The 25,619-nt window shown below is 69.5% G+C and carries 19 protein-coding genes and 1 pseudogene; 10 read left to right on the top strand and 10 right to left on the bottom strand.

Annotated elements, in window-relative coordinates:
• Positions 1-141: 141 nt before the first annotated feature.
• The gene (locus OG322_RS20070; RefSeq protein WP_123460133.1) at positions 142-1,035 is read left to right on the top strand and encodes an NUDIX hydrolase; all 894 of its coding nucleotides are present in this window, start codon (positions 142-144) and stop codon (positions 1,033-1,035) included.
• Positions 1,032-1,862 carry an MBL fold metallo-hydrolase gene (locus OG322_RS20075; RefSeq protein ID WP_124284413.1) on the top strand — a complete coding sequence of 277 codons (831 nt, stop codon included), beginning with the start codon at positions 1,032-1,034 and terminating at the stop codon, positions 1,860-1,862. Before OG322_RS20070 ends, OG322_RS20075 begins: the two co-directional genes overlap by 4 nt.
• A gap of 138 nt (positions 1,863-2,000) precedes the next feature.
• Here the strand turns inward: OG322_RS20075 and OG322_RS20080 are convergent, their stop codons facing one another.
• On the bottom strand, positions 2,001-2,675 hold the full coding sequence (locus tag OG322_RS20080) for a Crp/Fnr family transcriptional regulator (RefSeq protein WP_123460131.1): 675 nt from the start codon (positions 2,673-2,675) through the stop codon (positions 2,001-2,003).
• A 355-nt stretch (positions 2,676-3,030) separates the two neighbouring features.
• Here OG322_RS20080 and nth point away from each other — a divergent pair, with 355 nt between their 5' ends.
• The 4 genes from nth (at position 3,031) to OG322_RS20100 (ending at position 7,630) form a co-directional block, all read left to right on the top strand.
• The gene (nth, locus tag OG322_RS20085) at positions 3,031-3,933 is read left to right on the top strand and encodes an endonuclease III (RefSeq protein ID WP_398910657.1); all 903 of its coding nucleotides are present in this window, start codon (positions 3,031-3,033) and stop codon (positions 3,931-3,933) included.
• Between the two features lie 60 nt (positions 3,934-3,993).
• Positions 3,994-4,737 (top strand): NUDIX hydrolase, encoded by a 744-nt coding sequence (locus tag OG322_RS20090; RefSeq protein ID WP_123460129.1) that lies wholly within the window; start codon positions 3,994-3,996, stop codon positions 4,735-4,737.
• 89 nt (positions 4,738-4,826) lie between these two features.
• Positions 4,827-6,032: a MarP family serine protease gene (locus OG322_RS20095; protein WP_123460128.1), complete on the top strand. Its 1,206-nt coding sequence runs from the start codon at positions 4,827-4,829 to the stop codon at positions 6,030-6,032.
• A 140-nt stretch (positions 6,033-6,172) separates the two neighbouring features.
• Positions 6,173-7,630 (top strand): NF041680 family putative transposase, encoded by a 1,458-nt coding sequence (locus tag OG322_RS20100; RefSeq protein WP_329306760.1) that lies wholly within the window; start codon positions 6,173-6,175, stop codon positions 7,628-7,630.
• Between the two features lie 401 nt (positions 7,631-8,031).
• Here OG322_RS20100 and OG322_RS20105 read toward each other — a convergent pair.
• The 7 genes from OG322_RS20105 to OG322_RS20135 all read right to left on the bottom strand — a co-directional run bounded on the left by OG322_RS20105 (position 8,032) and on the right by OG322_RS20135 (position 17,733).
• A protein-coding gene (locus tag OG322_RS20105) for an IS5 family transposase (protein ID WP_329306761.1) occupies positions 8,032-8,906 on the bottom strand; the annotation gives its coding sequence in 2 pieces (ribosomal slippage) (positions 8,032-8,514 and positions 8,517-8,906; 873 coding nt in all).
• Between the two features lie 205 nt (positions 8,907-9,111).
• Entirely contained in the window at positions 9,112-9,315 is a 204-nt protein-coding gene (locus OG322_RS20110; RefSeq protein ID WP_123460127.1) for a hypothetical protein, read from the bottom strand.
• Positions 9,316-9,420: 105 nt separating this feature from the next.
• Positions 9,421-10,491 carry an alpha/beta fold hydrolase gene (locus OG322_RS20115; protein WP_123460126.1) on the bottom strand — a complete coding sequence of 357 codons (1,071 nt, stop codon included), beginning with the start codon at positions 10,489-10,491 and terminating at the stop codon, positions 9,421-9,423.
• The gene (locus tag OG322_RS20120; protein WP_329306762.1) at positions 10,488-11,018 is read right to left on the bottom strand and encodes a phage holin family protein; all 531 of its coding nucleotides are present in this window, start codon (positions 11,016-11,018) and stop codon (positions 10,488-10,490) included. The genes OG322_RS20115 and OG322_RS20120 overlap by 4 nt, the downstream gene beginning before the upstream one ends.
• Before the next feature lie 39 nt (positions 11,019-11,057).
• Positions 11,058-12,464, bottom strand: a complete 1,407-nt coding sequence (nhaA, locus tag OG322_RS20125) for a Na+/H+ antiporter NhaA (protein ID WP_123460124.1) — start codon at positions 12,462-12,464, stop codon at positions 11,058-11,060.
• A gap of 245 nt (positions 12,465-12,709) precedes the next feature.
• Positions 12,710-14,707: an acetate--CoA ligase gene (gene acs, locus OG322_RS20130; RefSeq protein ID WP_185095316.1), complete on the bottom strand. Its 1,998-nt coding sequence runs from the start codon at positions 14,705-14,707 to the stop codon at positions 12,710-12,712.
• A gap of 194 nt (positions 14,708-14,901) precedes the next feature.
• Positions 14,902-17,733, bottom strand: coding sequence for a bifunctional SulP family inorganic anion transporter/carbonic anhydrase (locus OG322_RS20135; protein WP_329306763.1), 2,832 nt, complete (start codon positions 17,731-17,733; stop codon positions 14,902-14,904).
• A gap of 284 nt (positions 17,734-18,017) precedes the next feature.
• Between OG322_RS20135 and OG322_RS20140 the strand changes: the two genes are divergently transcribed.
• Positions 18,018-19,355 carry a hypothetical protein gene (locus tag OG322_RS20140; RefSeq protein WP_329306764.1) on the top strand — a complete coding sequence of 446 codons (1,338 nt, stop codon included), beginning with the start codon at positions 18,018-18,020 and terminating at the stop codon, positions 19,353-19,355.
• A 199-nt stretch (positions 19,356-19,554) separates the two neighbouring features.
• Here OG322_RS20140 and OG322_RS20145 read toward each other — a convergent pair whose 3' ends face one another.
• Positions 19,555-20,550, bottom strand: coding sequence for an ATP-binding protein (locus OG322_RS20145; RefSeq protein ID WP_329306765.1), 996 nt, complete (start codon positions 20,548-20,550; stop codon positions 19,555-19,557).
• 102 nt (positions 20,551-20,652) lie between these two features.
• Here OG322_RS20145 and OG322_RS20150 point away from each other — a divergent pair, with 102 nt between their 5' ends.
• The gene (locus OG322_RS20150) at positions 20,653-21,477 is read left to right on the top strand and encodes an oxidoreductase (RefSeq protein ID WP_123460119.1); all 825 of its coding nucleotides are present in this window, start codon (positions 20,653-20,655) and stop codon (positions 21,475-21,477) included.
• A 512-nt stretch (positions 21,478-21,989) separates the two neighbouring features.
• Here the strand turns inward: OG322_RS20150 and OG322_RS20155 are convergent.
• Positions 21,990-22,829 carry an HAD family hydrolase gene (locus OG322_RS20155; protein ID WP_123460118.1) on the bottom strand — a complete coding sequence of 280 codons (840 nt, stop codon included), beginning with the start codon at positions 22,827-22,829 and terminating at the stop codon, positions 21,990-21,992.
• A gap of 528 nt (positions 22,830-23,357) precedes the next feature.
• Here OG322_RS20155 and ssd point away from each other — a divergent pair.
• Positions 23,358-24,473, top strand: coding sequence for a septum site-determining protein Ssd (gene ssd / locus OG322_RS20160; RefSeq protein ID WP_124285213.1), 1,116 nt, complete (start codon positions 23,358-23,360; stop codon positions 24,471-24,473).
• A pseudogene (locus tag OG322_RS20165) lies at positions 24,470-25,617 on the top strand (TadA family conjugal transfer-associated ATPase). Before ssd ends, OG322_RS20165 begins: the two are co-directional and overlap by 4 nt.
• The last annotated feature ends 2 nt before the right edge of the window (positions 25,618-25,619 follow it).

The following is a 25,619-nucleotide window of genomic DNA, read 5'->3' on the forward strand; positions in this document are numbered from 1 at the left end:
GCCGCCGCCCCCTCCTGATCCCGTCCGGTCACGACGACCGGGCGGGATCTTCTGTGTGCCGGAGCTGACCGTCTGTGTACAGGGCATGTGCGGACCACCGCCCCTCTCGAACATCGACGCGGTTCCGGATAGCCTCCGGCCATGTCCAATGGTCAGTGGTACCCACCGGAATGGCCCGACCGGATCCGGGCCCTCGCCACAGGCGAACTGACGGCCGCGACCCCCCGTCGGGCCGCCACCGTGATGCTGCTCCGGGACGCCGCGGCGGGTACCGGGGGCGGACCCACTGTCCACATGCTGCGCCGGCGCACCTCGATGGCCTTTGCCGGAGGGGCGTACGCCTATCCGGGTGGCGGGGTCGACCCGCGCGACGACGACCGGCTCGTCGGCTGGGCCGGACCCGCACTGGAGAGCTGGGCGCAGCGGCTCGGTGTCGCCACTCCCGCCGAGGCGCAGGCGATCGTCTGCGCCGCGGTCCGCGAGACGTACGAGGAGGCGGGCGTCCTGCTCGCGGGCCCGAGCGCGGACACCGTCGTCACGGACACCACCGGCGCGGACTGGGAGGCCGATCGCGAGGCGCTGGTCGCACGGGAGCTGTCGTTCGCCGAGTTCCTGGAGCGCCGCGGGCTGGTCCTGCGCTCGGACCTGCTCGGCGCGTGGGCGCGCTGGATCACTCCGGAGTTCGAACCGCGCCGGTACGACACCTGGTTCTTCGTGGCCGCGCTCCCCGCCGGCCAGCGCACCCGCAACGCCTCCACGGAGGCCGACCGCACGGTGTGGATCGGCCCGGGAGAGGCGGCCGACGGCTACGACCGCGGCGAGCTGCTGATGATGCCGCCGACCGTCTCGACGCTGCGCGGACTCAGGGACTACGCCACCGCCGTACAGGCGCTGGAGGCGGCATCGGCCCAGGACCTCGCCCCCGTACTCGCACAGGCGCGTCTGGAGGGCGACGAGCTGGTGCTGAGCTGGCCGGGGCACGCGGAGTTCACCAAACACATCCCGGCGGGCGGCGCGGGCGGTGGGGCGGCATGAGTGACGCGGCAGCGCTGCCCGGACAGCCGCGCGGCGGGGTGCTGTCCGGCCCCGCCACCGCCCGCGCGGTCAACGTCCTCGCGCCCAACGCGTCGCCGATGACGCTGGACGGCACCAACACCTGGATCGTCGCCGAGCCCGACTCCGATCTCGCGGTGGTCATCGACCCGGGACCGCTGGACGACGTCCACCTGCGGGCCGTCATCGACACCGCCGAGCGGGCGGGCCGCCGGATCGCGCTCACGCTCCTCACTCACGGCCACCCCGACCACGCCGAGGGCGCGGCACGGTTCGCCGAGCTGACCCGTACGAAGGTGCGCGCGCTCGACCCCGCGCTGCGTCTGGGTGACGAGGGCCTGGGCACGGGTGACGTGATCACGACCGGCGGGCTGGAGATGTACGTGGTGCCGACCCCTGGCCACACCGCGGATTCGCTCTCGTTCCATCTGCCCGCCGACTGTGCGGTGCTGACGGGGGACACGATCCTGGGCCGCGGTACGACGCTGGTCGCGCATCCGGACGGGCGGCTGGGGGACTACCTCGACTCGCTGCGGCGGCTGCGCTCGCTGACGGTCGACGACGGGGTGCACACGGTGCTGCCGGGGCACGGGCCGGTGCTGGACGACGCGCAGGGCGCGGTCGAGTTCTACCTGGTGCACCGCGCGAACCGGCTGGCCCAGGTGGAGACGGCGGTGGAGGCCGGGTTCCGGACGCCGTCGCAGGTGGTGGCGCACGTGTACGCGGACGTGGACCGGTCGCTGTGGCCGGCCGCCGAGCTCTCGGTGCGGGCGCAGCTGGAGTACCTGGACGAGCACGGCCTGATCTGAGACCGGCCGGCGGGTGCCGTGGGGCCTGCGGCCGTGTCCCCACCCGCGAGGGGCTCGTACGAAGTCCCACGCGGGGTCATGCGTGAGGGGCCCCGCGATGCCGATCGGCGGGGCCCCTCGGACGCTGTGCACGACGGGTCAGCGGGACCGCTTGGCCAGCCGCTCCACGTCGAGCAGGATCACCGCACGGGCCTCCAGCCGCAGCCAGCCGCGGCCGGCGAAGTCGGCGAGGGCCTTGTTGACCGTCTCGCGGGAGGCGCCGACCAGCTGGGCCAGCTCCTCCTGCGTCAGGTCGTGCACGACGTGGATGCCTTCCTCGGACTGGACGCCGAAGCGGCGCGACAGGTCGAGGAGCGCGCGGGCGACACGGCCCGGCACGTCGGAGAAGACCAGGTCGGACATCTGGTCGTTGGTCTTGCGCAGGCGCCGGGCGACGGCGCGCAGCAGGGCCGTGGCCACCTCGGGGCGTACGTTCAGCCAGGGCTGGAGGTCGCCGTGGCCGAGGCCGAGGAGCTTCACCTCGGTCAGCGCGGTCGCGGTGGCGGTGCGCGGGCCCGGGTCGAAGAGCGACAGCTCACCGATCAGCTCGCCGGGACCGAGGACGGCCAGCATGTTCTCGCGGCCGTCGGGGGAGGTGCGGTGGAGCTTCACCTTGCCCTCGGTGACCACATAGAGGCGGTCACCCGGGTCGCCCTCGTGGAACAGCGCGTCGCCGCGCGCGAGGGTCACCTCACTCATCGAGGCGCGGAGCTCCGCGGCCTGCTCGTCATCGAGCGCCGCGAAAAGCGGGGCGCGCCGCAGAACGTCGTCCACGAGTTCTCTCCTTGTCGGCCTGTTCTGGGAACCGTGGTCCCCATCATGCCGGACGGTAAAACAGTGCGATCAATCACAAACCAGTTTGACGCACGCGCGTCCCGGAACGTACGGCAGGGGGCCGATCGGGGGCGGATCGTCAGTGACCGGGGCGGATGTCGGTGGCTGGCTCTAGGCTGGCCGGGTGTCCAGAACGCCGGTGAGAGTGCAGGCCAAGGGGGCTGATGGGGTGTCGGAAGGCCGTAATTCCGCTGTGGGCGAACAGGCTGCGAGCGAACCGAAAAATGCGACAAAAAGCCCGGCGGGGCGGATGAAACGGTTGAGATCGGCGGAACGCGTGGGATCAGCGGAGCGGGTGGGATCAGCGAGTGGCACCGGATCGAAGCCGGACTCGAAGCCGGACTCGAAGCCGAAGGCCGAGCCGACGCCTGAGCGGAAGACCGAACGGAAGACCGAGCCGACGCCGAAACCGAAATCCAAGGCCAAGGCCAAGCCGGAATCACACCTGGCCATGGTCCGCAGGGCTCGCCGGATCAACCGTGAGCTCGCCGAGCTCTACCCCTACGCCCATCCGGAGCTGGACTTCCGGAACGCCTTCGAGCTTCTCGTCGCCACGGTGCTCTCCGCCCAGACCACCGATCTGAGGGTCAACCAGACCACTCCCGCGCTCTTCGCCGCGTACCCCACCCCCGAGGACATGGCCGCGGCCGTCCCGGAGGAAATGGAACAGATCATTCGGCCGACCGGCTTCTTCCGCGCCAAGACCAAGTCGCTGCTGGGCCTCTCCGCCGCCCTCCGGGACAACTTCGACGGCGAGGTGCCCGGACGGCTCGAGGACCTCGTGACCCTGCCGGGAGTCGGCCGCAAGACCGCCAATGTGGTTTTGGGCAATGCTTTCGGCGTACCTGGGATCACTGTCGACACCCACTTCGGACGGCTGGTGCGCCGCTGGAAGTGGACCGAGCAGGAGGATCCGGTGAAGGTCGAGGCGGAGATCGCGGAGATCTTCCCCAAGAGCGAGTGGACGATGCTCTCGCACCGCGTCGTCTTCCACGGGCGCCGCATCTGCCACGCCCGCAACCCCGCCTGCGGCGCCTGTCCGATCGCCCCGCTCTGTCCCTCGTACGGAGAGGGCGAGACGGACCCCGAGAAGGCCCGGAAGCTTCTGAAGTACGAGATGGGGGGCCGGCCGGGTCAGCGGCTGAGCCCGCCGCCGGAGTACCCGGGCGCCCCCGCCCCCGCCCTGGGCGCCGGCTGACCCGGGCGCCGCTCCGGAACGAAATGCGTGACGACAGGCGTTGTGAGACGAGGGGTGCCCATGAAGACGCATCAACACAGCACGGACGCGGACGCCGCGCCGTCGGCCGCGCCCGGGCCGGGTGCCGGCGGCGAGGCCTCGATCACCGTCACCACTGAGGGCCTGCCCGGCTGGCTGGACCCCGTCGCGCACGCCGCGCGCACCGTCGAGCCGCAGCAGCTCAGCCGCTTCCTGCCGCCCGAGAGCGGAGCGGGACGGCAGTCGGCCGTTCTCGTCCTGTTCGGCGAGGGCGCGCGCGGGCCGGAACTGCTCCTGATGGAGCGCGCCGGGAGCCTGCGCTCGCACCCCGGGCAGCCCTCCTTCCCCGGCGGCTCCCTGGACCCCGAGGACGGCGACCAGGCGACGACAGGGCCGCTCAGGGCCGCGCTGCGGGAGGCGGAGGAGGAGACCGGCCTCGATCCGCACGGTGTGCAGCTGTTCGGCGTGCTGCCCCGGCTCTACATCCCCGTGAGCAGCTTCGTGGTGACGCCTGTCCTCGGCTGGTGGCATTCGCCCAGCCCGGTCGGAGTCGTCGACCCGGGTGAGACCGCGCGGGTCTTCACGGTCCCCGTGGCGGATCTCACGGACCCGGCGAACCGGGCCATGGCCGTCCATCCCAGCGGTCACCGAGGCCCGGCATTTCTGGTCGAATCCGCACTCGTATGGGGGTTCACAGCCGGTGTGATCGACCGGATTGTGCACTTCGCGGGCTGGGAGCGCCCCTGGGACAGAGCCAAGCAGGTGCCGCTCGACTGGCGCGCATGACAGGCTGACACCCGTGCTCCACTGCTCCGGGCCCGCCCGGACCCAGAGAGACGTACGGGCCCGGTGACGAATCTGTGAGGCTATAGACGGTGAACGTGCTGGACATCCTGCTGCTTGCCGGCGCCGTGTGGTTCGCGGTCATCGGATACCGCCAGGGGTTCGTCGTCGGCATTCTGTCGGTGATCGGGTTCCTGGGCGGCGGTCTCGTCGCCGTCTATCTGCTGCCGATCCTGTGGGACCAGGTGACGGACGGCTCCGAGGTCTCGTCAACGGCCGCCATCGTCGCGGTCGTCGTCGTGATCGTGTGTGCCTCGGTGGGCCAGGCATTCACCACCCACCTGGGGAACAAGCTCCGCCGGTACATCACGTGGTCGCCCGCGCGCGCCGTCGACGCGACGGGCGGCGCACTGGTCAACGTCGTGGCGATGCTGCTGGTGTCCTGGCTGATCGGCTCCGCACTGGCCGGCACCTCGTTGCCGACGCTGGGCAAGGAGGTGCGCAGCTCCTCGGTGCTGCTCGGCATCTCCCGGGTGATGCCGCCCCAGGCCTCCACCTGGTTCACGGACTTCTCCTCGGTCCTCGCGCAGAACGGCTTCCCACAGGTCTTCAGCCCGTTCGCCAACGAGCCGATCACTGAAGTCAAGGCCCCCGATCCGGCCCTGGGGGGCAGCCCGGTCGCCGCCCGCGCCAAGAAGTCCATCGTCAAGGTCGTCGGTACGGCCCCGAGCTGCGGCAAGGTTCTCGAAGGCACCGGCTTCGTCTTCTCCGACCGCCGGGTGATGACCAACGCCCACGTCGTCGGCGGCGTCGACGAGCCGACCGTCCAGATCGGCGGCCAGGGACGGCTGTACGACGCGAAGGTCGTCCTCTACGACTGGCGGCGCGACATCGCCGTACTCGACGTCCCGGATCTCGACGCGAAGCCGCTCGGTTTCACCGACACCGACCACGACGCCGCGACCGGCAACGGCGCGATCGTCGCGGGTTTCCCGGAGAACGGCGGGTACGACGTGCGGGCCGCGCGGGTCCGCGCCCGTATCGACGCCAACGGCCCGGACATCTACCACCGGGGCACCGTCCGCCGCGATGTGTACTCGCTCTTCACGACGGTCCGCCAGGGGAACTCCGGCGGACCGCTGCTGACCCCCGACGGCAAGGTGTACGGAGTCGTCTTCGCCAAGTCGCTCGACGACCCGAACACCGGCTACGCGCTGACGGCCGACGAGATCCGTCAGGACATCGCGCAGGGCCGCACCGCCAACCAGCAGGTCGACAGTCAGGCGTGTGCGCTCTAGCTTGATCTTTAACCTCGGGGTCCGAACGGCTCGTCGTACTTGATCACTCGGATTGGTAACTGCCGTACACACGGGCGGCCTTCGGCTGAGCATGTGATCCGACCAAGGAACACACAACGCTCAGCACGAAGGCCGTGGGGATGAGTCTGTCGCACCATGCTGTCGGGCAGGATCCGTTTGCGGAACTGTCACGCTTCCGGGGTGAGTTCTACTCCTGTCTGACCAAGCGTGCGGATGCGCTGTTCGAACTCGCGGACGCGGTGTTGTGCGCGGATGGTCCGGTCCGGTCGCTGGTGGAACTGTCGCTGGTGGGCGAACACCGTCGCGGGCATGGCGGGCTCTACGACGCCCTGTCCGCGGGCCGGGTCGACGTCGCCCGGCTGCGACGGGGCCTGGCCACGGTGCCGCTGCCACGGGCGGCGGACGGCCGGCTGGTCCTGGCCGCCGACCTGACCTGCTGGCTGCGGCCCAGTGCCCACACCTCACCGCAGCGGATCCTGTGCCACACCTACGGGCGGGGCAGGGACCAGCACATTCCCGTGCCCGGCTGGCCCTACTCGGTGATCTGCGCGCTGGAGACAGGCCGCAGTTCCTGGACCGCACCGCTGGACGCACTGCGTCTGGCACCGGGCGATGACGCCGCCACCGTCACTGCCGGGCAGATGCGCGATCTCGTCGAGCGGCTGATCGATGCCGGGCAGTGGAAGGACGGCGATCCGGAGATCCTGATCGTCGTGGACGCCGGCTACGACGTGCCCCGCCTGGCCTTCCTGCTCAAGGATCTACCGGTGCAGGTGCTGGGCCGGATGCGTTCGGACCGTGTCCTGCGACGGTCGGTCCCGCCCCGCGAACCCGGTGTCCGGGGTCGGCCGCCCCGCCATGGCGGCGAGTTCGTATTCGGTGACCCGTCCACCTGGAACACTCCCGACGCGCAGACGGTGACCGCAACCCGCCTCTATGGCACCGCCGTCGCCCGGGCCTGGGACCGGCTCCACCCGAGACTGACCCATCGCTCGGCCTGGACCGCTCAGCTGGGTGCTTTGCCGGTTATCGAGGGCACGGTGATCCGTTTGCAGGTCGAGCACCTGCCCAGCGGGGCAACACCGAAGCCGGTCTGGCTGTGGTGGTCAGGGCTCGACGCCACTGAGGCGGAAGTCGATCTGCTCTGGCAGGCATTCCTGCGGCGCTTCGACATCGAGCACACCTTCCGGCTGTTCAAACAGACCCTGGGCTGGACCTGCCCGAAGATCCGCAGCCCCGAAGCCGCCGACCGCTGGACCTGGCTGATCCTCGTGGTCTTCACCCAGCTCCGGCTCGCCCGCCCCCTGGCGGCGGACCTGCGCCGACCCTGGGAGAAGCCAAGTCCCGCGGACAGGCTTACCCCTGCACGAGTCCGCCGCGATTTTCGGCACCTCCGGCCGAAGGCCGCCTGCCCAGCCGGAGCACCGAAATCCTCTCAGCCCGGCCCAGGACGGCCACCCGGCCGCAGAAACAACCAACCCACCGCACGCTACGACGTGCACACAGTCGGCAAACCAGACTCCACAAAGCGACGGACGAAGAAGCCAACGACTCCACGTCCACGCCGCACAGGTTAAAGATCAAGCTAGGGCCTGTTTCAGAAGTGGATCACCAACGAGCGTGACGCTCGGCTGCAGCATGCCACCAGCCGGGCGGAGAGGAGGCTGCGACCCGGGCGGTCGGCTGGTCGGGGTGCAGTCCATGGCGTCGCAGAGCGTCGGCGTTGATGTGGACGTCGAACCAGCCGTGCCACCGACCGTCGGCACCGACACCACAGGCCAGATCCCAACGGACCTCGGTCTGGTGGAAGGGCATCCAGTCGATACCCCGATCACGCAGTCAAGCGCGAACGGCCGCCATGGGCCGGAGGCAGCCCGGCAGGTTCTCGTAGGCGGTGACAGTGATCCAGTCGGCGCTCGGCGTGGTCATGGTGTCCATCATGCCCGGCGCCGGTCCGGCATGAGGGCCGACGGCCCTATCAGAGCCACTCGTTGATGGCCGCGACCAGTACGGTCGCCTCATAGCGGACGGCGAGCTTGTCGTATCTCGTGGCGACCGCGCGGTGACGCTTGAGGCGATTGATCCCACACTCCACCGCGTGCCGCTCCTTGTAGTCGTCCTTGTCGAACTTCGGCGGCCGGCCACCGCGGGAGCCGCGCTTCTTGCGGTTGGCGATCTGGTCGCGCTTCTCCGGGATCGTGCAGCAGATCTTGCGTTTGCGCAGGTAGGCGCGATTCGCGCGGGAGCCGTACGCCTTGTCGGCGCGGACCTTGTCCGGCCGGGTGCGCGGCCGTCCCGGGCCGAGCCGGGGCACCCGGATGCGGCCCAGGACGACCTGGAACTGCGGGGAATCTCCGCGCTGCCCAGCCGTGATCACCAGCGACATCGGTTTCTGGGCCTGCTCAACCGCGAGGTGGACCTTGGTGGTCAGTCCACCTCGCGAGCGTCCGAGCCCGTGGTCTTCGGGCTCAGCGAAGACGCCGCCGGGCGGCTCAGCCTGCAGATCCCCCTTTTGCGGGCACCGGCCGCATGCTGGTGCGCGCGGGCGATCGTGGAGTCCACCGAGATGTCCCAGGTGATCAGGCCCTTCGCGTCGGCCTGGGCCTGGAGCTGCTCGAAGATGCAGTGCCAGGTGCCGTCGCGCTGCCAGCGGCGGAACAGACCGTAGACCGTCTCCCATGGCCCGTATCGCTCGGGAAGATCTCGCCACGGTATCCCGGTCCGGGTCCGGAACCGTATGCCGTTGATCAGCTGCCGCTTGCTGTGCACCGGCGGCCGTCCGGGCTTGATGCCCTTCGGCAGCAGCGGATCCAGCACCGTCCACTGAGCGTCAGTCAGATCTCCCCGAGCCACGAGGCAAGATCATCGCACGGCCTTGATCCACTTCTGAAACAGGCCCTAGGGCCCCTCGTCCCGGCCGGGCGAGGGAGCCGGCCGGGCAGAAACCCGTGAGCCGGGAACCCGCGAGCCGGGGCGCGAGGGGCTCAGAGCGTGATGGTGGTGGGTGACCGGGAGGCCGTCCGCGGAGGCCGGGTGGTCATCCGCGGGGATCGTGGGGTCATCCGCGCGGGTGGCGCAACCGCGCGGAGACCCAGCGGGCCCGGCGGCGGAGAATGCGCGGGATGCCGAGCCGGGGATCATGCAGAACATGCATAGTGTGCACCCGGCCCTGGAGGCCGCTCCCCTCATGAGTGCCCGGACCCGCCGTGGCGGTCGAGCGACGATTGCGTGCTGCGTCACCGAAGTCGTGCGTCCAGCCCATACCCCGACGTCTGCCCGTGGCTCATGGTCGGTAACCGCCCATCCGTCAGCCAATTGGCCTATGCGTCAGGCAAGTGGCTGTTCGTAGGACGTGTGTGCCCGTCGGCTAGCGGTCGGGCTCGGAATCCTTGAGCCAGCTGATGAGTTCGGCCGAGAACCCGGCCGGGTCCTCCTCGTGGGGGAAGTGCCCCAGACCGTCGAAAAGTCGCCAACGGTACGGTGCCTCCACGTACTCGCCGGACCCCGCCGAACTCCGGGTGCGTACCGCCGGATCGAGTGAACCGTGCAGATGCAGCGTGGGCACCCGCACCGGCCGCTTCATGCGCCGGTTGAACTGGATGCCGTCCGGGCGGGCCAGCGAGCGCACCATCCAGCGGTACGGCTCGATCGCGCAGTGCGCCGTCGATGGAATGGACATGGCGCGCCGGTAGACGTCCACGGTCGCGTCGGCGGGGAAGCCCGCGGTCCGCGGCCCCGCCCAGTCGTGGATCAGCCGGCCCACCAACGCCGCGTCGTCCGCCACGAGCTGACGCTCCGGCACCCACGGCCGCTGGAAGCCCCAGATGTACGAGCCCGCGCGGGACTGCGCGAAATCGGAGAGCATCGAGGAGCGCCACCGCCGCGGATGCGGCATCGAGGAGACCACCAGCCGGCGCACCAGCTTCGGGCGCATCACCGCGGCCGTCCAGGCGAGGTAGCCGCCCATGTCGTGGCCGACCAGGGCGGCATCGGGCTCGCCGAGCGAGCGGATCACGCCGGTGATGTCCAGCGCCAGGTTGGCCGGGTCGTAACCCCGGGGCGTACGGTCGCTGCCGCCCACTCCGCGCAGGTCCATCGCCACCGCCCGGAACCCCGCGTCGGCGAGCGCGGGCAGTTGGTGGCGCCAGGTCCACCAGAACTGCGGGAAGCCGTGCAGGAGCAGGACCAGTGGCCCTTCACCCATTTCGGCGATGTGGAAGCGGGCGCCGTTGGCCGCCACGTCGCGGTGCGTCCAGGGGCCGTCCAGGCGGACGGGGCCACCGGACCCGGCCGCGGGGCCCAGCGGGCCGGTGAAAGACGCTGAGGCCGAGGGCGGCGGTGTGGCGGAAGGGTCTGCCGGGGGACCGGCCGGCCCTTCGTGGCCCGCCCGGTCGTCCGGGCCCACTGGGCCGAATGCGCTGGAATCGGGGACCGTCATGTCGATGAGCGTGCCACAGCTGACGCCTTGTCCTGGACCGGACGGTTCTCGATGGCCTTGTCCGCAAGTGTGCTGCCGCCCGCCGGAAGGATCGCGTTCGCGGCGATGCCCGGACGCGGGTGCGGCTTGACGCCCTGGAGGACGGCGGCGGTCTGCTTCGCCGACGCGATGGACTTCTCCGGCGGCTTGACCTTCTTGAACTTGGCGTAGCCGAAGAGTGCGAGCAGGATCCCCAGCAGGATGAACGCGCCGCCCACGATCAGGAACGACAAGGCGAGGCCCAGCCCCAGGTTGTGGATTCCGTACGCGGCCGCGAAGCTCAGCACCGGGATCGCGAACAGGATCAGCACACCCGTGACGATGAACGCCACGCCGCCGGTGACGCCGCGCTTGACGTCCTGTCGCACCTCGGCCTTGGCCAGGGCAATCTCGTCGTGTACCAGCGCCGACAGTTCGGCCGTCGCCGAGGCGACCAGCTGGCCGAGACTGCGGTCGGCGCTGCCCGCGTAATTGCCGGGGTCGCTCATGCCTGACTCCCTCTCCTGTTCAACACATCCGATGTCAGATCATGCCGGACTGTCCGGCTTGTTGCTCGCTGCCCCCGCCAGTTGGGCAAGGCGGCGATGCTCGGCCGCCTTCCGCTCGTGGATCGCGGCCATCCGCAGGTGGTACTCCGGATCGTCCTGTTCATAGACGTCCGGTATCCCCGACTCGTCCTCGTCGAGCTCCTCCGCGTCCGAGAGCGCCCGGTATCTGCGTACCCGGAATTTGAGCAGTACACCGGAGAGTACGGCGGCAATCAGGGAGCCGAGCAGAACCGACGCCTTGACCTCGTTGATCATGTCGTCGTTGCCGGTGAAGGCGAGCTCACCGATCAGCAGCGAGACGGTGAAGCCGATCCCGGCGAGCGAGGCGACCGCGAAGACATCGGCCCAGGCCAGCTCCTTGTTCAGCTCCGCCTTGGTGAACCGGGTGGCCAGCCACGTGCCGCCGAAGATCCCTATCGTCTTGCCGAGGACGAGTCCCAGCACGACACCGAGTGTTTCGGGCCGGGTGAACACGCCGGCCAGTGCGCCGCCGGAGAGTGAGACCCCGGCCGAGAAGAGCGCGAACAGCGGTACGGCGAAACCGGCCGACAGCGGGCGGACCAGGTGTTCGATGCGTTCCCCGGGGGAGTGTTCCTCGCCGTCGCGCCTGGTGCAGCGCAGCATCAGGCCCATCGCGACGCCGGCGATGGTGGCGTGGACGCCGCTGTTGTACATCAGCCCCCAGATGACCAGGGCGAGCGGTACGTAGATGTACCAGCCGCGGACGTTGAGACGCAGCAGCAGGTAGAAGACGGCCAGGCCGACGAAGGCGCCGATGAGCGCGACGAAGTCGATGGTGTCGGTGAAGAAGACGGCGATGATCAGGATCGCGAAGAGGTCGTCGACGACGGCGAGGGTCAGCAGGAACGCACGGAGCGCGGACGGCAGCGAGGTGCCGATGACCGCGAGGACGGCCAGCGCGAAGGCGATGTCGGTGGCCGTGGGGACGGCCCAGCCGCTGGTGGACCCATTGCCGAGCACCGTTACCAGCGTGTAGACGACCGCGGGCACGGCCATGCCGCAGAGTGCGGCGACGACCGGCAGGGCGGCGGCCTTCGGATCGCGCAGTTCACCTGCGACGAGTTCGCGCTTGAGCTCGACCCCGGCGACGAAGAAGAAGATCGCGAGCAGTCCGTCGGCCGCCCAGTGCGCCACGGAGAGATGCAGACCGAGCGCCTCGGGCCCGAAGTGGAGGTGGCTGACGCTCGTGTAGCTCGATCCGTAGGTGTTCGCCCAGATCAGCGCGGCCACCGCGGCGACCAGCAGGATGACTCCGCCGACGGTTTCGGTACGCAGTGCGTCGGTGAGGTATTTCCGCTCCGGGAGCGATTGGCGTCCCAGGAAGGTGCGGCGGGGGGAGGGGGGTGCGGGGGTGGGCGCGGCCACGAGAGAGGACCTCCGGGTGGGTACGGCAGCGACGGCATGGCTGATGCACTTGCCGACCAGACTTCCCGGCACACCCTTTGGAGATTTCTTGTCGTTTTATTGACCAGCTGCCACTCTACCCGGGGTGCGCGGGGCCGTGAGCGGTGATCTTCACCCTAAATGCCCGAAGGGCATCCGGCGCGCTGCCGGATGCCCTTCGGGGAGCTCAGTCCTCGGGAGGAGCGCTCAGCTCTCGGGAGGAACGCTCAGTCCTCGGAGGAGGACGACGGAAGCTGGGTCTGGATGAGATCCATGACCGAGGAGTCCGTCAGCGTCGTGACGTCCCCCAGCTCCCTGTTCTCCGCGACGTCACGCAGCAGACGCCGCATGATCTTGCCGGAGCGGGTCTTCGGCAGCTCGGCCACCGGCAGGACCCGCTTCGGCTTGGCGATGGGGCCGAGCGTGGTGCCGACGTGGTTGCGCAGCTCCGCCACCAGCTCATCGGAGGCGGTCGCCGTACCGCGAAGGATCACGAACGCGACGATGGCCTGGCCGGTCGTCTCGTCGGCCGCGCCGACCACGGCGGCCTCGGCGACCGACGGGTGCGACACGAGTGCCGATTCGACCTCGGTGGTCGAGATGTTGTGCCCGGACACCAGCATCACGTCGTCGACCCGGCCGAGCAGCCAGATGTCGCCGTCCTCGTCCTTCTTGGCACCGTCGCCCGCGAAGTACTTGCCCTCGAAGCGCGACCAGTAGGTGTCGAGGAACCGCTGGTCGTCGCCCCAGATGGTGCGGAGCATCGACGGCCACGGCTCGGTGAGGACGAGGTAGCCGCCCCCGCCGTCCGGGACCTCGCGGGCCTCGTCGTCGACGACCGTGGCGGAGATGCCCGGCAGTGCGCGCTGGGCGCTGCCCGGCTTGGTCGCCGTGACACCGGGAAGCGGCGAGATCATCATCGCGCCGGTCTCGGTCTGCCACCAGGTGTCCACGATCGGGCAGGTGTCGGCGCCGATGTGCTTGCGGTACCACATCCAGGCCTCGGGGTTGATCGGCTCACCGACCGACCCGAGTACGCGCAGCGACGACAGGTCGAACTTGGCGGGGATGTCGTCTCCCCACTTCATGAACGTACGGATCGCGGTCGGCGCGGTGTAGAGGATCGTGACGCCGTACTTCTGGACGATCTCCCAGAAGCGCCCCTGGTGCGGGGTGTCGGGTGTGCCCTCGTACATGACCTGCGTCGCGCCGTTGGCCAGCGGGCCGTAGACGATGTACGAGTGTCCGGTCACCCAGCCGATGTCGGCGGTGCACCAGTAGACATCGGTCTCCGGCTTGAGGTCGAAGACCGCGTGGTGCGTGTACGCCGCCTGCGTGAGGTAGCCGCCGGAGGTGTGCAGGATGCCCTTCGGCTTCCCCGTTGTGCCCGAGGTGTAGAGGATGAAGAGCGGCTGCTCTGCCTCGAACGCCTCAGGGGTGTGCTCGGTGGACTGACGGCCGGTGATCTCGTGCCACCAGACGTCGCGCCCCTCGGTCCACGCGGTGTCCTGTCCGGTACGCCGGACGACGAGGACGTGCTCGACGCTCTCGATACGGGAGACGGCGTCGTCGACCGCGGGCTTGAGCGCGGAGGGCTTGCCGCGGCGGTATCCGCCGTCGGCGGTGATGACGACCTTCGCGTCCGCGTCCTGGATGCGGGTGGCGATGGCATCGGCGGAGAAGCCGCCGAAGACCACCGAGTGCGCCGCACCGATCCGGGCACAGGCCAGCATCGCGACGGCGGCCTCGGGGATCATCGGCAGATAGACGGCGACCCGGTCGCCCTTGCCGACACCGAGCTCGGTGAGGGCGTTGGCGGCGCGGGAGACCTCGTCCTTCAGCTCCGCGTAGGTGATGGCACGGCTGTCGCCGGGCTCTCCCTCGAAGTGGATGGCGACCCGGTCGCCGTTCCCCGCCTCGACGTGGCGGTCCACGCAGTTGTACGCGACGTTGAGCTTGCCGTCCGCGAACCACTTCGCGAAGGGCGGATTGCTCCAGTCGAGCGTCTCGGTCGGCTCCGTGGCCCAAGTCAGGCGGCGGGCCTGCTCGGCCCAGAAGCCCAGCCGGTCCGCATCGGCCTGTTCGTACGCCTCGGCTGTGACGTTGGCGTTCGCGGCCAGATCGGCAGGCGGTGCGAACCGCCGCTCCTCTTTGAGCAGGTTGGCCAGGCTTTCGTTGCTCACGACATCTCCCATTCCCAGGGTGTCCGTTGTGTCCCGGGGCACAGCTCATCAGGCCAAAGGCCGGGTGACAAGTGTCTGCCGGGAATTGGTTTAGACCTGTGTTTCGTGTATGGAGGCACGATCCCGCCCCCGCGGCGGGGTGGAGCAGAGTGCCGAGGTGCCGTGCGGTGGTGCACGGTGCACGGCGATGCGGAGGCGGGACCCACACGGTCTCACGGACCCGAGGTGTACCCGGTTCAGGCGCCGGTACGCGCCAACTCGGCCGGTTCATAGGGATCGTACGGGGCGGAGGGGCTGACCCGTTCGAAGACCTCGTCGAGCCCCTGGCCCGCGCCGATGCCTTCGGTCAGCAGATACGACTGGGCCTCAGCCACGTGGAAGTACATGCCGTGCAGTTGGAGCGTGCCTTCCGCGAGGCGTCGTGCCACCGATCCATGGGTCCGCAGATGCTCCAGTTGCTGGACCACATTGGTGAGACAGAGCTGTTCCACCTCATCGGCGGGCAGCCGGCCGGAGATCCGGGCCCAGGCGTGGCGCTTGGAAGCCATTCGCTTCAGGCTGGGCACACCGTGCCGCAGCCAGCGCCACAGAGGCGTGTCCGGGGTTTCGGGTCCGGCGCCGAGCAGCGCGTTCATCGCGCCGCAGCCGGAGTGCCCGCAGATGGTGATGGACTCCACCCCCAGCACATCCACCGCGTACTCGATCGCCGCACCCACCGAGTCGTCACCTCTCGCGGAATGGGGCGGCGGCACCAGATTTCCGATGTTCCGTACGGTGAACAGGTCGCCCGGACCGCTTGCCGTGATCATGCTCGTCACCAGGCGGGAATCCGCACAGGTGATGAACAGCTGCGAGGGGCGCTGCCCCTCCCTGGCCAGCCGTGCCAGCTCCTCACGCACCAGGGGCGCCGTATTGCGCTGGAACGAGCTGAGGCCGCTGACCAGTCGCTGCCCGCCGGCCCGGCGCGGTGGGGCAGCTGTGTGGTCGGGTACGTAGTCGGTTGAACGGCCGGGGGGCTGCTCGGCGGCTGTGGGGGTGAGCCCATCGGGCGTGGCGCCGGTGGTGTCGGTGACGCCCGCCGGGGGTGAGGCGGGAGTGGGTGCGGGGTGCAGGGCGGCGGATACGAGGACGTGGCTGGGGCTGTCCTTCATGTCCGGGGCAAGTTGGGTGGTGGTGCCGGCGGGGGTCGCGGCGGACTCGGTGGCCTTGGCAGGCTCAGCGGATGTGGTGACCTCGGCGGTGGTGCCTGGGATGCGGCGGTCGCGCCTGAAGCCTGTGAGGGGTACCTGCTCGGGCCGGTCGTGACAGTGATGGTTGCGCCATGGTGTCCAGGGGCGGCAGCAGGAGTGCGCTGCCGAGGCGGGCTCGGCGATCCGGCCACCGGACCTGCCGGCGAAGACGGCCCGGCCGCCGTGGGCGGTGTGGGCATTGCTCCAGTCCTGGAACATCTCGAACGCCGCGTGATCCATGAAGAAGCCGTCCAGCTCGACGACCACGTCCGCGTTCTGGGGCAGCTGGCCCAGCGTCCGGTTGAGCCGTGGCACAGCCAGAAACGTCAACTGGCCCCGTACGACGACCAGATGCTGGCCGCTCTGTTCGGTCACGGTGATCCTGGTCCGCGCCAGTCGGTGCAGGGCGACGGCCACTGCCACCGCGATCCCGATCGCCACGCCCTTGAGGACACCGAAGAGCAGTACTCCGGAGATCGTCGCCCCGTACACCAGGAATTCCCGGTGCCTGTGGACATTGCGGATGTGGGCGAAGTTCACCATCTGGATGCCGACCACCATCACGAGCGCGCCGAGGGCGGCCAGCGGGATCCACTCCAGCGCGGTGACCAGCAGACCGGTGGCGAGCAGCACCCAGACGCCATGCAGCACGGTGGAAGCGCGGCTGGTCGCCCCGGCCCGTACATTCGCCGAACTGCGCACCGCGCCACCGGAGACCGCCAGCCCGCCCAGCAGGCCCGACACCGCATTGGCGATGCCTTGTGCGCGTAGTTCCCGGTCGAGGTCCGAGCGCTTGACGGGGGGCGAGGCCGGGCCTGAGCCGGGCTCGGGGAGGTCGGCCATGTGCTCGGGGGGGCGCTCGGCCGTGTGCTCGGACGGCTTCTCGGGCGGGCGCTCGACCGGCTGATCGTCGTCCCGTTCGACAGCCGGGTCGGCAGACCGCTCGCTGCTCCGGTCGGCGGCCAGTTTGTCCACAGCGACGGCGGCGAGCATGGATTCCAGGCTCGCCACCAGCATCATGGTGAACACGGCCGTGGCCAGGCCGAGTACGGGTCCCTGCGGCATTTCGGGCAGGGCGTGCGAGCGCCAGGACGGCAGATCGACCCGTGCGATCGACGGTGCCGCGAAGGCCGCCACGGCGGTGGCGACGGCCACGGAGACCAGGGCCGCCGGAATCCGCCGCATGACGCGGCCGGGCCGCCCCGGAATCCGGGGCCACAGCACCAGAATCGCGATGGTCAGACCGCCGATGAGCGGTGCGGCGGGGCCCACCTGCTCCAACCGGCCAGGCAGGGTGAGGGCATTGGAGACGGCTGAGCTCTCCGGTGAGCCGCCCAGCACGATGTGCAGCTGAGCGAGCGCGATGGCCACGCCGATGCCGGCGAGCGTGCCGTGCACGATGGCGGGGCTGACGGCGAGCGCGCTGCGAGCGGCCCGCAGTGAACCCAGGAGGATCTGCAGCAGACCCGCGCCGATGGTGATCGCGCAGGTGGTGCGCCAGCCGTAGATCTGGATCAGCTCGGCGGTCACCACGGTCAGCCCGGCGGACGGCCCGGAGACCTGGAGCGGGGTACCGCCGAGCAGACCGGCGACGATGCCGCCGACCGCGGCGGAGATGAGACCGGCTTCCAGCGGAGCATCCATGGCGACGGCCAGGCCGAGCGACATGGGGATGGCGAGCAGGAAGACGGTGATCGATGCGGACAGGTCGGCGCCCGCGATGCGGAATCGTCCGCCGCGACGCGGCGGCGGGCTGTGAGGTCGCTTGACCCCGGATGACCGGGGAGGGCGCGAACTGCGGGATGAGTGGTCATGGCGAGTGGGGACGCAGGCAGGCATGTTTCCCGTCTCCTCCGGGGCAGCGCGGTCGCGGAACGTGGGACGCGGCCGTGGGTCACGGCGTGCAGCGGCGGGATATCTCAACTCTCGGTAAATAGATCGTAATGGAGAGTAAAGATCTGTGTCCACGATTGAGGGCAAATGGTCCATCTAACCACCCATTCCAGTGAATAGGCAGCTTTTCATTCGGCCTGTCGCACGGATTTGTGTGCAGTGCGTGCGACTTTGACCGCGCCACGCCGGCACTTCAGCGCAACCAAACCTGCAAGGAAGAGGGTGGGCGGATGATGACCGCCGCAAAGAGGATCGCCTTGGGCGTCATGGCCGTTGCGCTGGTCGCGGGAGTGGCCGGCTGCTCCGGGTCGGGCGAATCCGGGTCCGGTGTCGTGAACGGAGCGGCCGGGGCGAAGAAGAAGGTCGTCGGCGAGGCTCCCAAGAGCGCGTTCCGGCTCATCGGTGACGGCTCCACGGCCTTCACCGGCGCTCAGCCGAAGCAGCCCGCGGTGCAGCGGCTGGGCCCCGGTCAAAAGCCCCCGCAGTTCGTGGTGTTCTCGTGGGACGGCGCAGGGGAGGACAGTCAGCAGCTCTTCTCGCACTTCCGCGAGGTGGGCAAGAAGTACGACGCGAACATGTCGTACTTCCTCAGCGGCGTGTACCTGCTGCCGGAAGCGAAGCGGAAGCTCTACGACCCGCCCAAGCACAACGCCGGCAGTTCCGACATCGGCTTCAACGACACCAAGGGGATCCGGGACACCCTCACTCAGGTCCGCGGTGCCTGGCTGGACGGCAACGAGATCGGCACCCACTTCAACGGCCACTTCTGCGGCAAGGACGGTGGAGTCGGCACCTGGTCCGTTGCCGAGTGGAAGAGCGAGATCAACCAGGCGAAGTCCTTCGTGAAGGGCTGGAAGTCGAACGATCCCGAGCTCAAGGGCATGAAGCCGCTGCCCTTCGACTACGACAAGGAGCTCATCGGCGGCCGCACCCCTTGCCTGGAGGGGCAGAAGAACATGGTGGCGGCCGCACGCTCGATGGGCTTCCGCTACGACTCCAGTGGCGTCAACGACCAGGTCTGGCCGAAGAAGAAGAGTGGTATCTGGGACCTCTCGATGCAGCTCGTCCCGGTGCCGGGGCGCGGATTCGAGACGCTGTCGATGGACTACAACTTCATGTTCAACCAGTCCGGTACGACGCAGGGTGACCCGGACCAGCACGAGTACTGGGGCAACCAGATGCGGGACGGCCTGCTCCAGGCCTTCGACCGCTCGTACGACGGAAACCGCGCACCGCTGATCATCGGCAACCACTTCGAGTCCTGGAACGGCGGCACGTACATGCGCGCCATCGAGGAGACGATCGAGACCGTCTGCACCAAGCAGGGTGTGCGATGCGTGTCCTTCAAGCAGCTGGCGGACTGGCTGGACGCGCAGGATCCGGCGACGCTCGCGAAGCTCGGCACGCTGAAGGTCGGTGAGGCACCCAAGAAGAGCTGGACGGCCTTCCTCGGCGGGGCCGCGAGTCCCGGCAAGGGCAAGAGCAAGAGCAAGGAGCAGGACAAGGCTGCCGCGAAGGTGCCCGCCGGGTCGGCCGGGAAGCCCGCCGACCCGGACGCCCGCAAGTGAGGATGCGGCCGACTGGGGCTGCCGTGTCCCGTGTGCCCGAGCGGCCCCAGCCGGTGACCGGCGCCCGACGGGCCGGTGACCGAACCCGACCACCCGGATGGACGGGGCCGGCCGGTGCCGGGCAGCTTGGAACCGGCCCGGCACCGGCCGGCCGTGTTGGGGGTGCCCCGTACCGAACTCGGTCAGGGGCACCGTCCGATCAGGCCGGCTGGGCTGCCCCGGTCTGGGCACCGTGCTCGTCGAGCACGAAGGCGGGGTCCACCTGGGCTGCCAGGTCGACCCCTGTCTTCTCGTTGCCCCAGCTCTCCGCGTTCTTCAGATGGAAATGCACCATCTGTCGCGTGTAACGCTCCCAGTCGCGCTGTCCGTACGAGTCCTCCGCGGCGTTCTGCAGAGCCTGCAGGGCCATCCGGTTGTCCGCCTCCAGCAGCTCGAAGCGGGCTGGGCGGCCCTTCTCCATGGCCCGCACCCAGTCGGAATGGCCGACGGTGACCAGCAGGTCGTCGCCGACCTCGGCGCGCAGGAACTCCAGGTCGTCCTCCCCCTGCACTTTGTTGCCGACGACCTTCAGTGCGACTCCGAAGTCACGTGCGTACTCCTTGTACTGACGGTAGACCGAGACTCCCTTGCGGGTCGGTTCCGCGACCAGGAACGTCATGTCGAAGCGGGTGAACATTCCCGAGGCGAAGGAGTCCGAGCCGGCGGTCATGTCGACCACGACGTACTCTTCGGGGCCGTCGACGAGATGGTTGAGGCAGAGCTCGACCGCGCCGACCTTGGAGTGATAGCAGGCCACCCCCAGGTCCGACTCGGTGAACGGCCCGGTGGCCATCAGCCGGATGTCCCCGTCGTCGAGCCCGACCGTGCGCGCGCATGCGTCGTAGATCGGGTTGTCCTCGCGCACACGGAGCAGTCGCGAGCCCTCGCCGGGCGGCGTCGTCTTGATCATCGTCTCGACCGAAGGGATGCGGGGATTGCTGCCGCGCAGATACTCCTTGATCAGAGGCAGCTGCGCTCCCATGGCGGGCAGTGCTGCGGCCTCCTCCTCGTCGAGGCCGAGCGCGGCCCCGAGATGCTGGTTGATGTCGGCGTCCACCGCGACGACGTGGGCCTCATTGGCGGCAAGGTGGCGGATGAAGAGCGAGGACAGCGTGGTCTTGCCGCTGCCGCCCTTCCCTACGAAAGCGATCTTCATGTTCACCTAGGGTAGTGGCACGATCGCTATCCGTCGTCGAGCTTCGTGAATAAGGCCACTCCGGGGGAGCAGGCGCGCGAGGGGCGCGTAGCCTCGCTACTTATGAGTACGACTCCCTCGGACCCGCTCGCCACGCTGGGCACCCTGCCGGGCGTGACGGACGCGGTGGACTCCGTGCGCAAGGCTGTCGACCGCGTCTACGGTCACCGCGTCATGCGGCGCCGCAGTAACGAAGTCACCTCGGAGGCGGCCCTGCGGGGCGCCCGTGGGTCGGCCGCGCTCTCCGGTGCGGACTGGAACCTGGAAGAGGTGCGTCGGCGTACCGACTTCACCGGAGACAGCGAAGCGCGTGTGGTCGGGGCTGCTCTGCGGTTGACCGCAGAGGCGGGCCAACTGCTCTCCATCTGGCGGCAGTCGCCGTTGCGTGTGCTGGCGAGGCTGCATCTGGTGGCGGCCGGTGGCGCGGCGCCCGAGGATGCCGTCGGCCGGCCCCGCCTGGCGGGTGAGCCGGTGGATGAGCCGCTGATCGAAGCGCCGCTGCCCGACGCCGATGAGGTGGCGGGGCGGCTGGAAGGGCTCAGCGGGCTCATCCTTTCGGGGAGTGAGGCGCCCGCTCTGGTGACGGCCGCGGTCGTGCACGGTGAACTGCTGGCCCTGCGTCCCTTCGGTTCGTACAACGGCCTGGTCGCGCGGACCGCCGAGCGGATCGTGCTGATCGGCAGCGGGCTCGACCCGAAGTCGATCTGTCCGGCGGAGGTCGGCCATGCCGAGCAGGGGCGGGCGGCGTACGTAGCAGCCTTCGAGGGTTATCTGTCGGGAACGCCGGAGGGGATGGCGGCCTGGATCGCGCACTGCGGGCGCGCGGCTGAACTCGGCGTCCGGGAATCGACGGCGGTCTGCGAGGCGCTCCAGCGCGGCGCCGCGTAACGACCGGGCGGCCGGAGATTTTCGGCGGCTCGGACGCCGGGGAGTGCCTGGCGAAAAGGGGTGCGGCGGTACCGACCTCGGTACCGCCGCTGGCATGTCCGCCCGGTTACCAAGCGTCCTCTATATATGCCCATCAGGTCGGGTACTTCGCCCGTTCCTGGTGCGGCTGGCCCGTAATCGACGGGTCGACGTCGCGTGGGTGCCCGGCTTTCATGCGCGGTCCGTGGGGCCTTCTCTGCGTTACGGGTCATCCTCACGGATGTCCTTGGTCTCGCGGGCCGTTGAGTCCTTTGTACTCCTGGGGCCGGGTGAGCGGTAGTGCTGGCGGCACTTCTTTACTTTTGGGTTCAATTACGGACTAGTCGGTTCAATTGGGTGTGCAGGGAATTCGGGAGCAGTAATGGCGGCCCGCGCTTGATTTCCGGGGTATCCGAGGTGGTCGGTGGCCCGGTTGGGCGGGGAGGGGCGTTCGTCGTCCGGGTGTCCGCCGACGGGGCCGAGGGCGGGCTGCGTCATGCGGACGCCGCAGCGGTGCGCCGGCGGGCGGTGTACCAGACGAGTCCGGCGGTGAGAGCGGCTGCGCCCACTGCTGCCGCGGCCATGAGTGCCGGGCGCGGCGGCAACGAAAAGGCGGGCAATCGCTGCTTGAGCCGGACCGGGCGGTCGAAGACGAGAATCGGCCACTCCCGGAGAGTCGCCTCGCGGCGTAGGGCACGGTCCGGATTGACCGCGTGCGGATGGCCGACGGACTCCAGCATCGGCACATCGGTCGCGGAATCGCTGTAGGCGTAGCAGCGCGCGAGGTCGTAGCCCTCGGAAACGGCGAGGGCCTTGATGGCCTCTGCCTTCGTCGGCCCGTACGCGTAGTACTCCACCTCGCCGGTGAAGCAGCCGTCGTCACCGACGACCATGCGCGTGGCGACGACGCGGTCGGCACCGAGCAGCTCACCGATCGGTTCGACGACCTCGGCGCCGGAGGTCGAGACGATGACCACATCGCGTCCCGCGGTGTGATGTTCCTCGATGAGCGTTGCCGCTTCGTCATAGATGATCGGGTCGATCAGATCGTGCAGAGTCTCGGCGACAATTTCCTTCACCTGCTGGACGTTCCAGCCTTTGCAGAGCGCGGAGAGATACTCGCGCATCCGCTCCATCTGGTCGTGATCTGCGCCCCCGGCAAGGAACACGAACTGTGCGTACGCAGTGCGCAGTACGGCACGGCGGTTGATCAGCCCGCCTTGGTAGAAGGACTTGCTGAAGGTCAGCGTCGAAGACTTCGCAATGACCGTCTTGTCCAGGTCAAAGAAGGCTGCTGTGCGCGGCAAGAAGCAGTTTTCCACAAGGCAGAGCATAGAGGCCCACCATTCGGCGTAAACTCCGGCGCGTGGGTTTGCCTGAGAAGGCGCTCGGGTACACCATGGAAGTCACGGATCGTTCGCGACCGTGCTAACCCGGTCCGGCTCCTCCCCCCCCGAGTCGGCCGTGGGGACGACCCCCGCTCTCCCCCCCGGCGGGGGTCGTCGCATGTCCGGACGCATTTCTGTCGCTCGGAATCAAGCATTTCTCCTCCTTCTCGGCCGCGGCGACCCGCAACTGCGCTGAACTCACATCAGCATGCCTCGTCACGATGCGTGACGGAAGGGCTGCTCTCCGGAAGCCGCCGGTTCGAGTGACGGGGATATTCACAACGGCGGAGTTGTCCACAGTTTTTGAGCAAGATCCACACGATTTCCTGAAGCGCTGCACCGTGATTCCACCCGTGAAGTCCACGGGTTGCGGAATCACCGTTCTCGGAACGCTCCGAGACCGCCGCGAAACCGCGGTGAAGGTGAGCGAAGAAGGGGGCTGAGATCGTGGCTGAATCCAGTGCACGGGATCGTTTGCAGGCCGTCGGGTTGCGGCGGGGCGGGCCGTTGATCGTCACCGAGGATGTGGATCTGCTCGACGATCTGCTGAGGCTGTGCGCGGCCGCCGGCGCGGAGCCCGAGGTCCATCACACGCTGCCGGATCGGCGAGGGGGCTGGGAGCGGGCGCCCATGGTCCTCGTCGGGGACGACGCGGCACCGCGGTGCCGCGGGGCGGCTCGAAGGCGGGGCGTGATGCTGGTCGGGCGCGATCAGGACGCGCCCGATGTCTGGCGCCGGGCCGTGGAGATCGGGGCCGAATATGTGCTGCGGCTGCCCGATTCGGAGAACTGGCTCGTCGATCAGATCGCCAACGCGACGGAAGGCGTCGGAAGGCCGGCGCTCACCGTCGGGGTGATCGGCGGCCGGGGTGGCGCCGGTGCGTCCACGCTGGCCTGCGCACTCGCGGTGACCGCGGCGAGGATCGGGCGGCGGACCATGCTGATCGACGGCGACCCGCTGGGCGGTGGCATCGATGTGCTGCTCGGCGGCGAACGGGCGGAGGGCATGAGGTGGCCTGATTTCGCCCATTCCAAGGGGCGCGTCGGTGGCGGCGCCCTGGAGGAGTCGCTGCCCGCGCTGCACGGGCTGCGAGTGCTCAGCTGGGGCCGTGACGACTGGGTGGTCATCCCGCCACAGGCCATGCAGGCAGTCCTGGCCGCCGCGCGGAGGCTCGGCGGGGTGGTGGTCGTCGATCTGCCGCGCCGTGTCGATGAGGCGGTGGCCGAGGCCCTTGCGCAACTGGACCTCGGGCTTGTGGTGGTGCCCGGGGAACTGAGGGCGGTCGCCGCGGCGAAACGGGTGGCGTCGATGGCGGGGATGGTGCTCGACGACCTCCGGGTGGTGGCACGCGGGCCGTACGCGTCCGGCCTCGACGAACAATGGGTGGCGCGTGCCATGGGGCTTCCACTGGCCGGCGAACTTCCCTTGGAGCAAGGCCTGCTGGCTGAGCAGGACATGGGTGAGCCGCCCGGCGGCAGCGTTCGCGGGCCGCTTGCCAGGTTCTGCTCGGCCTTCTGGGACCAGGCGCTCGCCGGTGAGCGCGCCGGTGGACCGGCCGTCGGAGGACCGGCCGCCGGAGGTGCCTCATGACCGAGGCGCTGCTCGACGCCGTTCGGCAGCGGCTGGCGCGGAGCGGAGCGGCGCCGACCCCGGCCGGGGTCGCGGCCGCGCTGCGGGCGCAGGGGCGACTCCTGGGGGACGCCGAAGTGCTCTGCGCCGCAGATGAGCTGCGTGGCGAGCTGATCGGGACCGGCGTGCTGGAGCCGCTCCTCGCGGATCCGGCGGTCACCGATGTCCTGGTGTCCGCGCCCGACCGGGTGTGGGTGGACCGGGGCCGCGGACTCGAACTCACCGGGGTGACCTTCGCCGACGCGGCGGCGGTGCGCAGGCTCGCGCAGCGGCTCGCCGCCGTGGCGGGGCGGCGGCTGGACGATGCCAGGCCCTGGGTGGACGCGCGGCTTCCGGACGGGACCCGGATGCACGCCGTGCTGCCACCGGTGTCGGTCGGATCGACCTGCCTGTCGTTGCGGGTGGTCCGTCCCAAGGCCTTCTCGCTGGGCGAGCTGGTTGCGGCGGGGACCGTACCCCCAGGTGGTGACCGGGTGCTGCGGGCGCTGGTGGAGGCCCGGGTCTCCTACCTCATCAGTGGAGGAACGGGGGCCGGAAAGACAACGCTCCTCGCCAGCCTGTTGGGTGCGGTCGGGGAGCAGGAGCGGATCGTGCTCGCCGAGGACTCCGCCGAGTTGCGTCCGGACCATCCGCACGTCGTACGGCTGGAATCGCGTCCTGCCAACCAGGAGGGTGCCGGGCAGGTGACGCTCCGGGACCTGGTGCGACAGGCCCTGCGTATGCGGCCCGACAGGCTGGTGGTCGGGGAAGTACGGGGTGCGGAAGTCACCGAACTGCTGGCTGCGCTGAATACCGGCCATGAGGGCGGCTCGGGGACGGTCCACGCAAACGCGGCCGAGCACGTCCCGGCCCGGCTGGAGGCGCTGGGGACGGCGGCGGGGTTGGACCGTACGGCACTTCACAGCCAGCTGGCGGCGGCGCTGTCCGTGGTGGTTCATCTCGTACGGGACCGGGCCGGGCGGCGGCGGATTGCCGAGGTCCAGGTTCTGGAGCGGGATGCGGCGGGGCTGGTGGTGACCGTACCGGCACTGCGGTGGGGCGCGGCCGGATTCGAGCGCGAGCGGGGCTGGAGGCGTTGCGGTCGCTGATCGGGGGTGAGCTGTGACC

Source organism: Streptomyces sp. NBC_01260, from assembly GCF_036226405.1.
Classification (GTDB): Bacteria; Actinomycetota; Actinomycetes; order Streptomycetales; family Streptomycetaceae; genus Streptomyces; species Streptomyces laculatispora.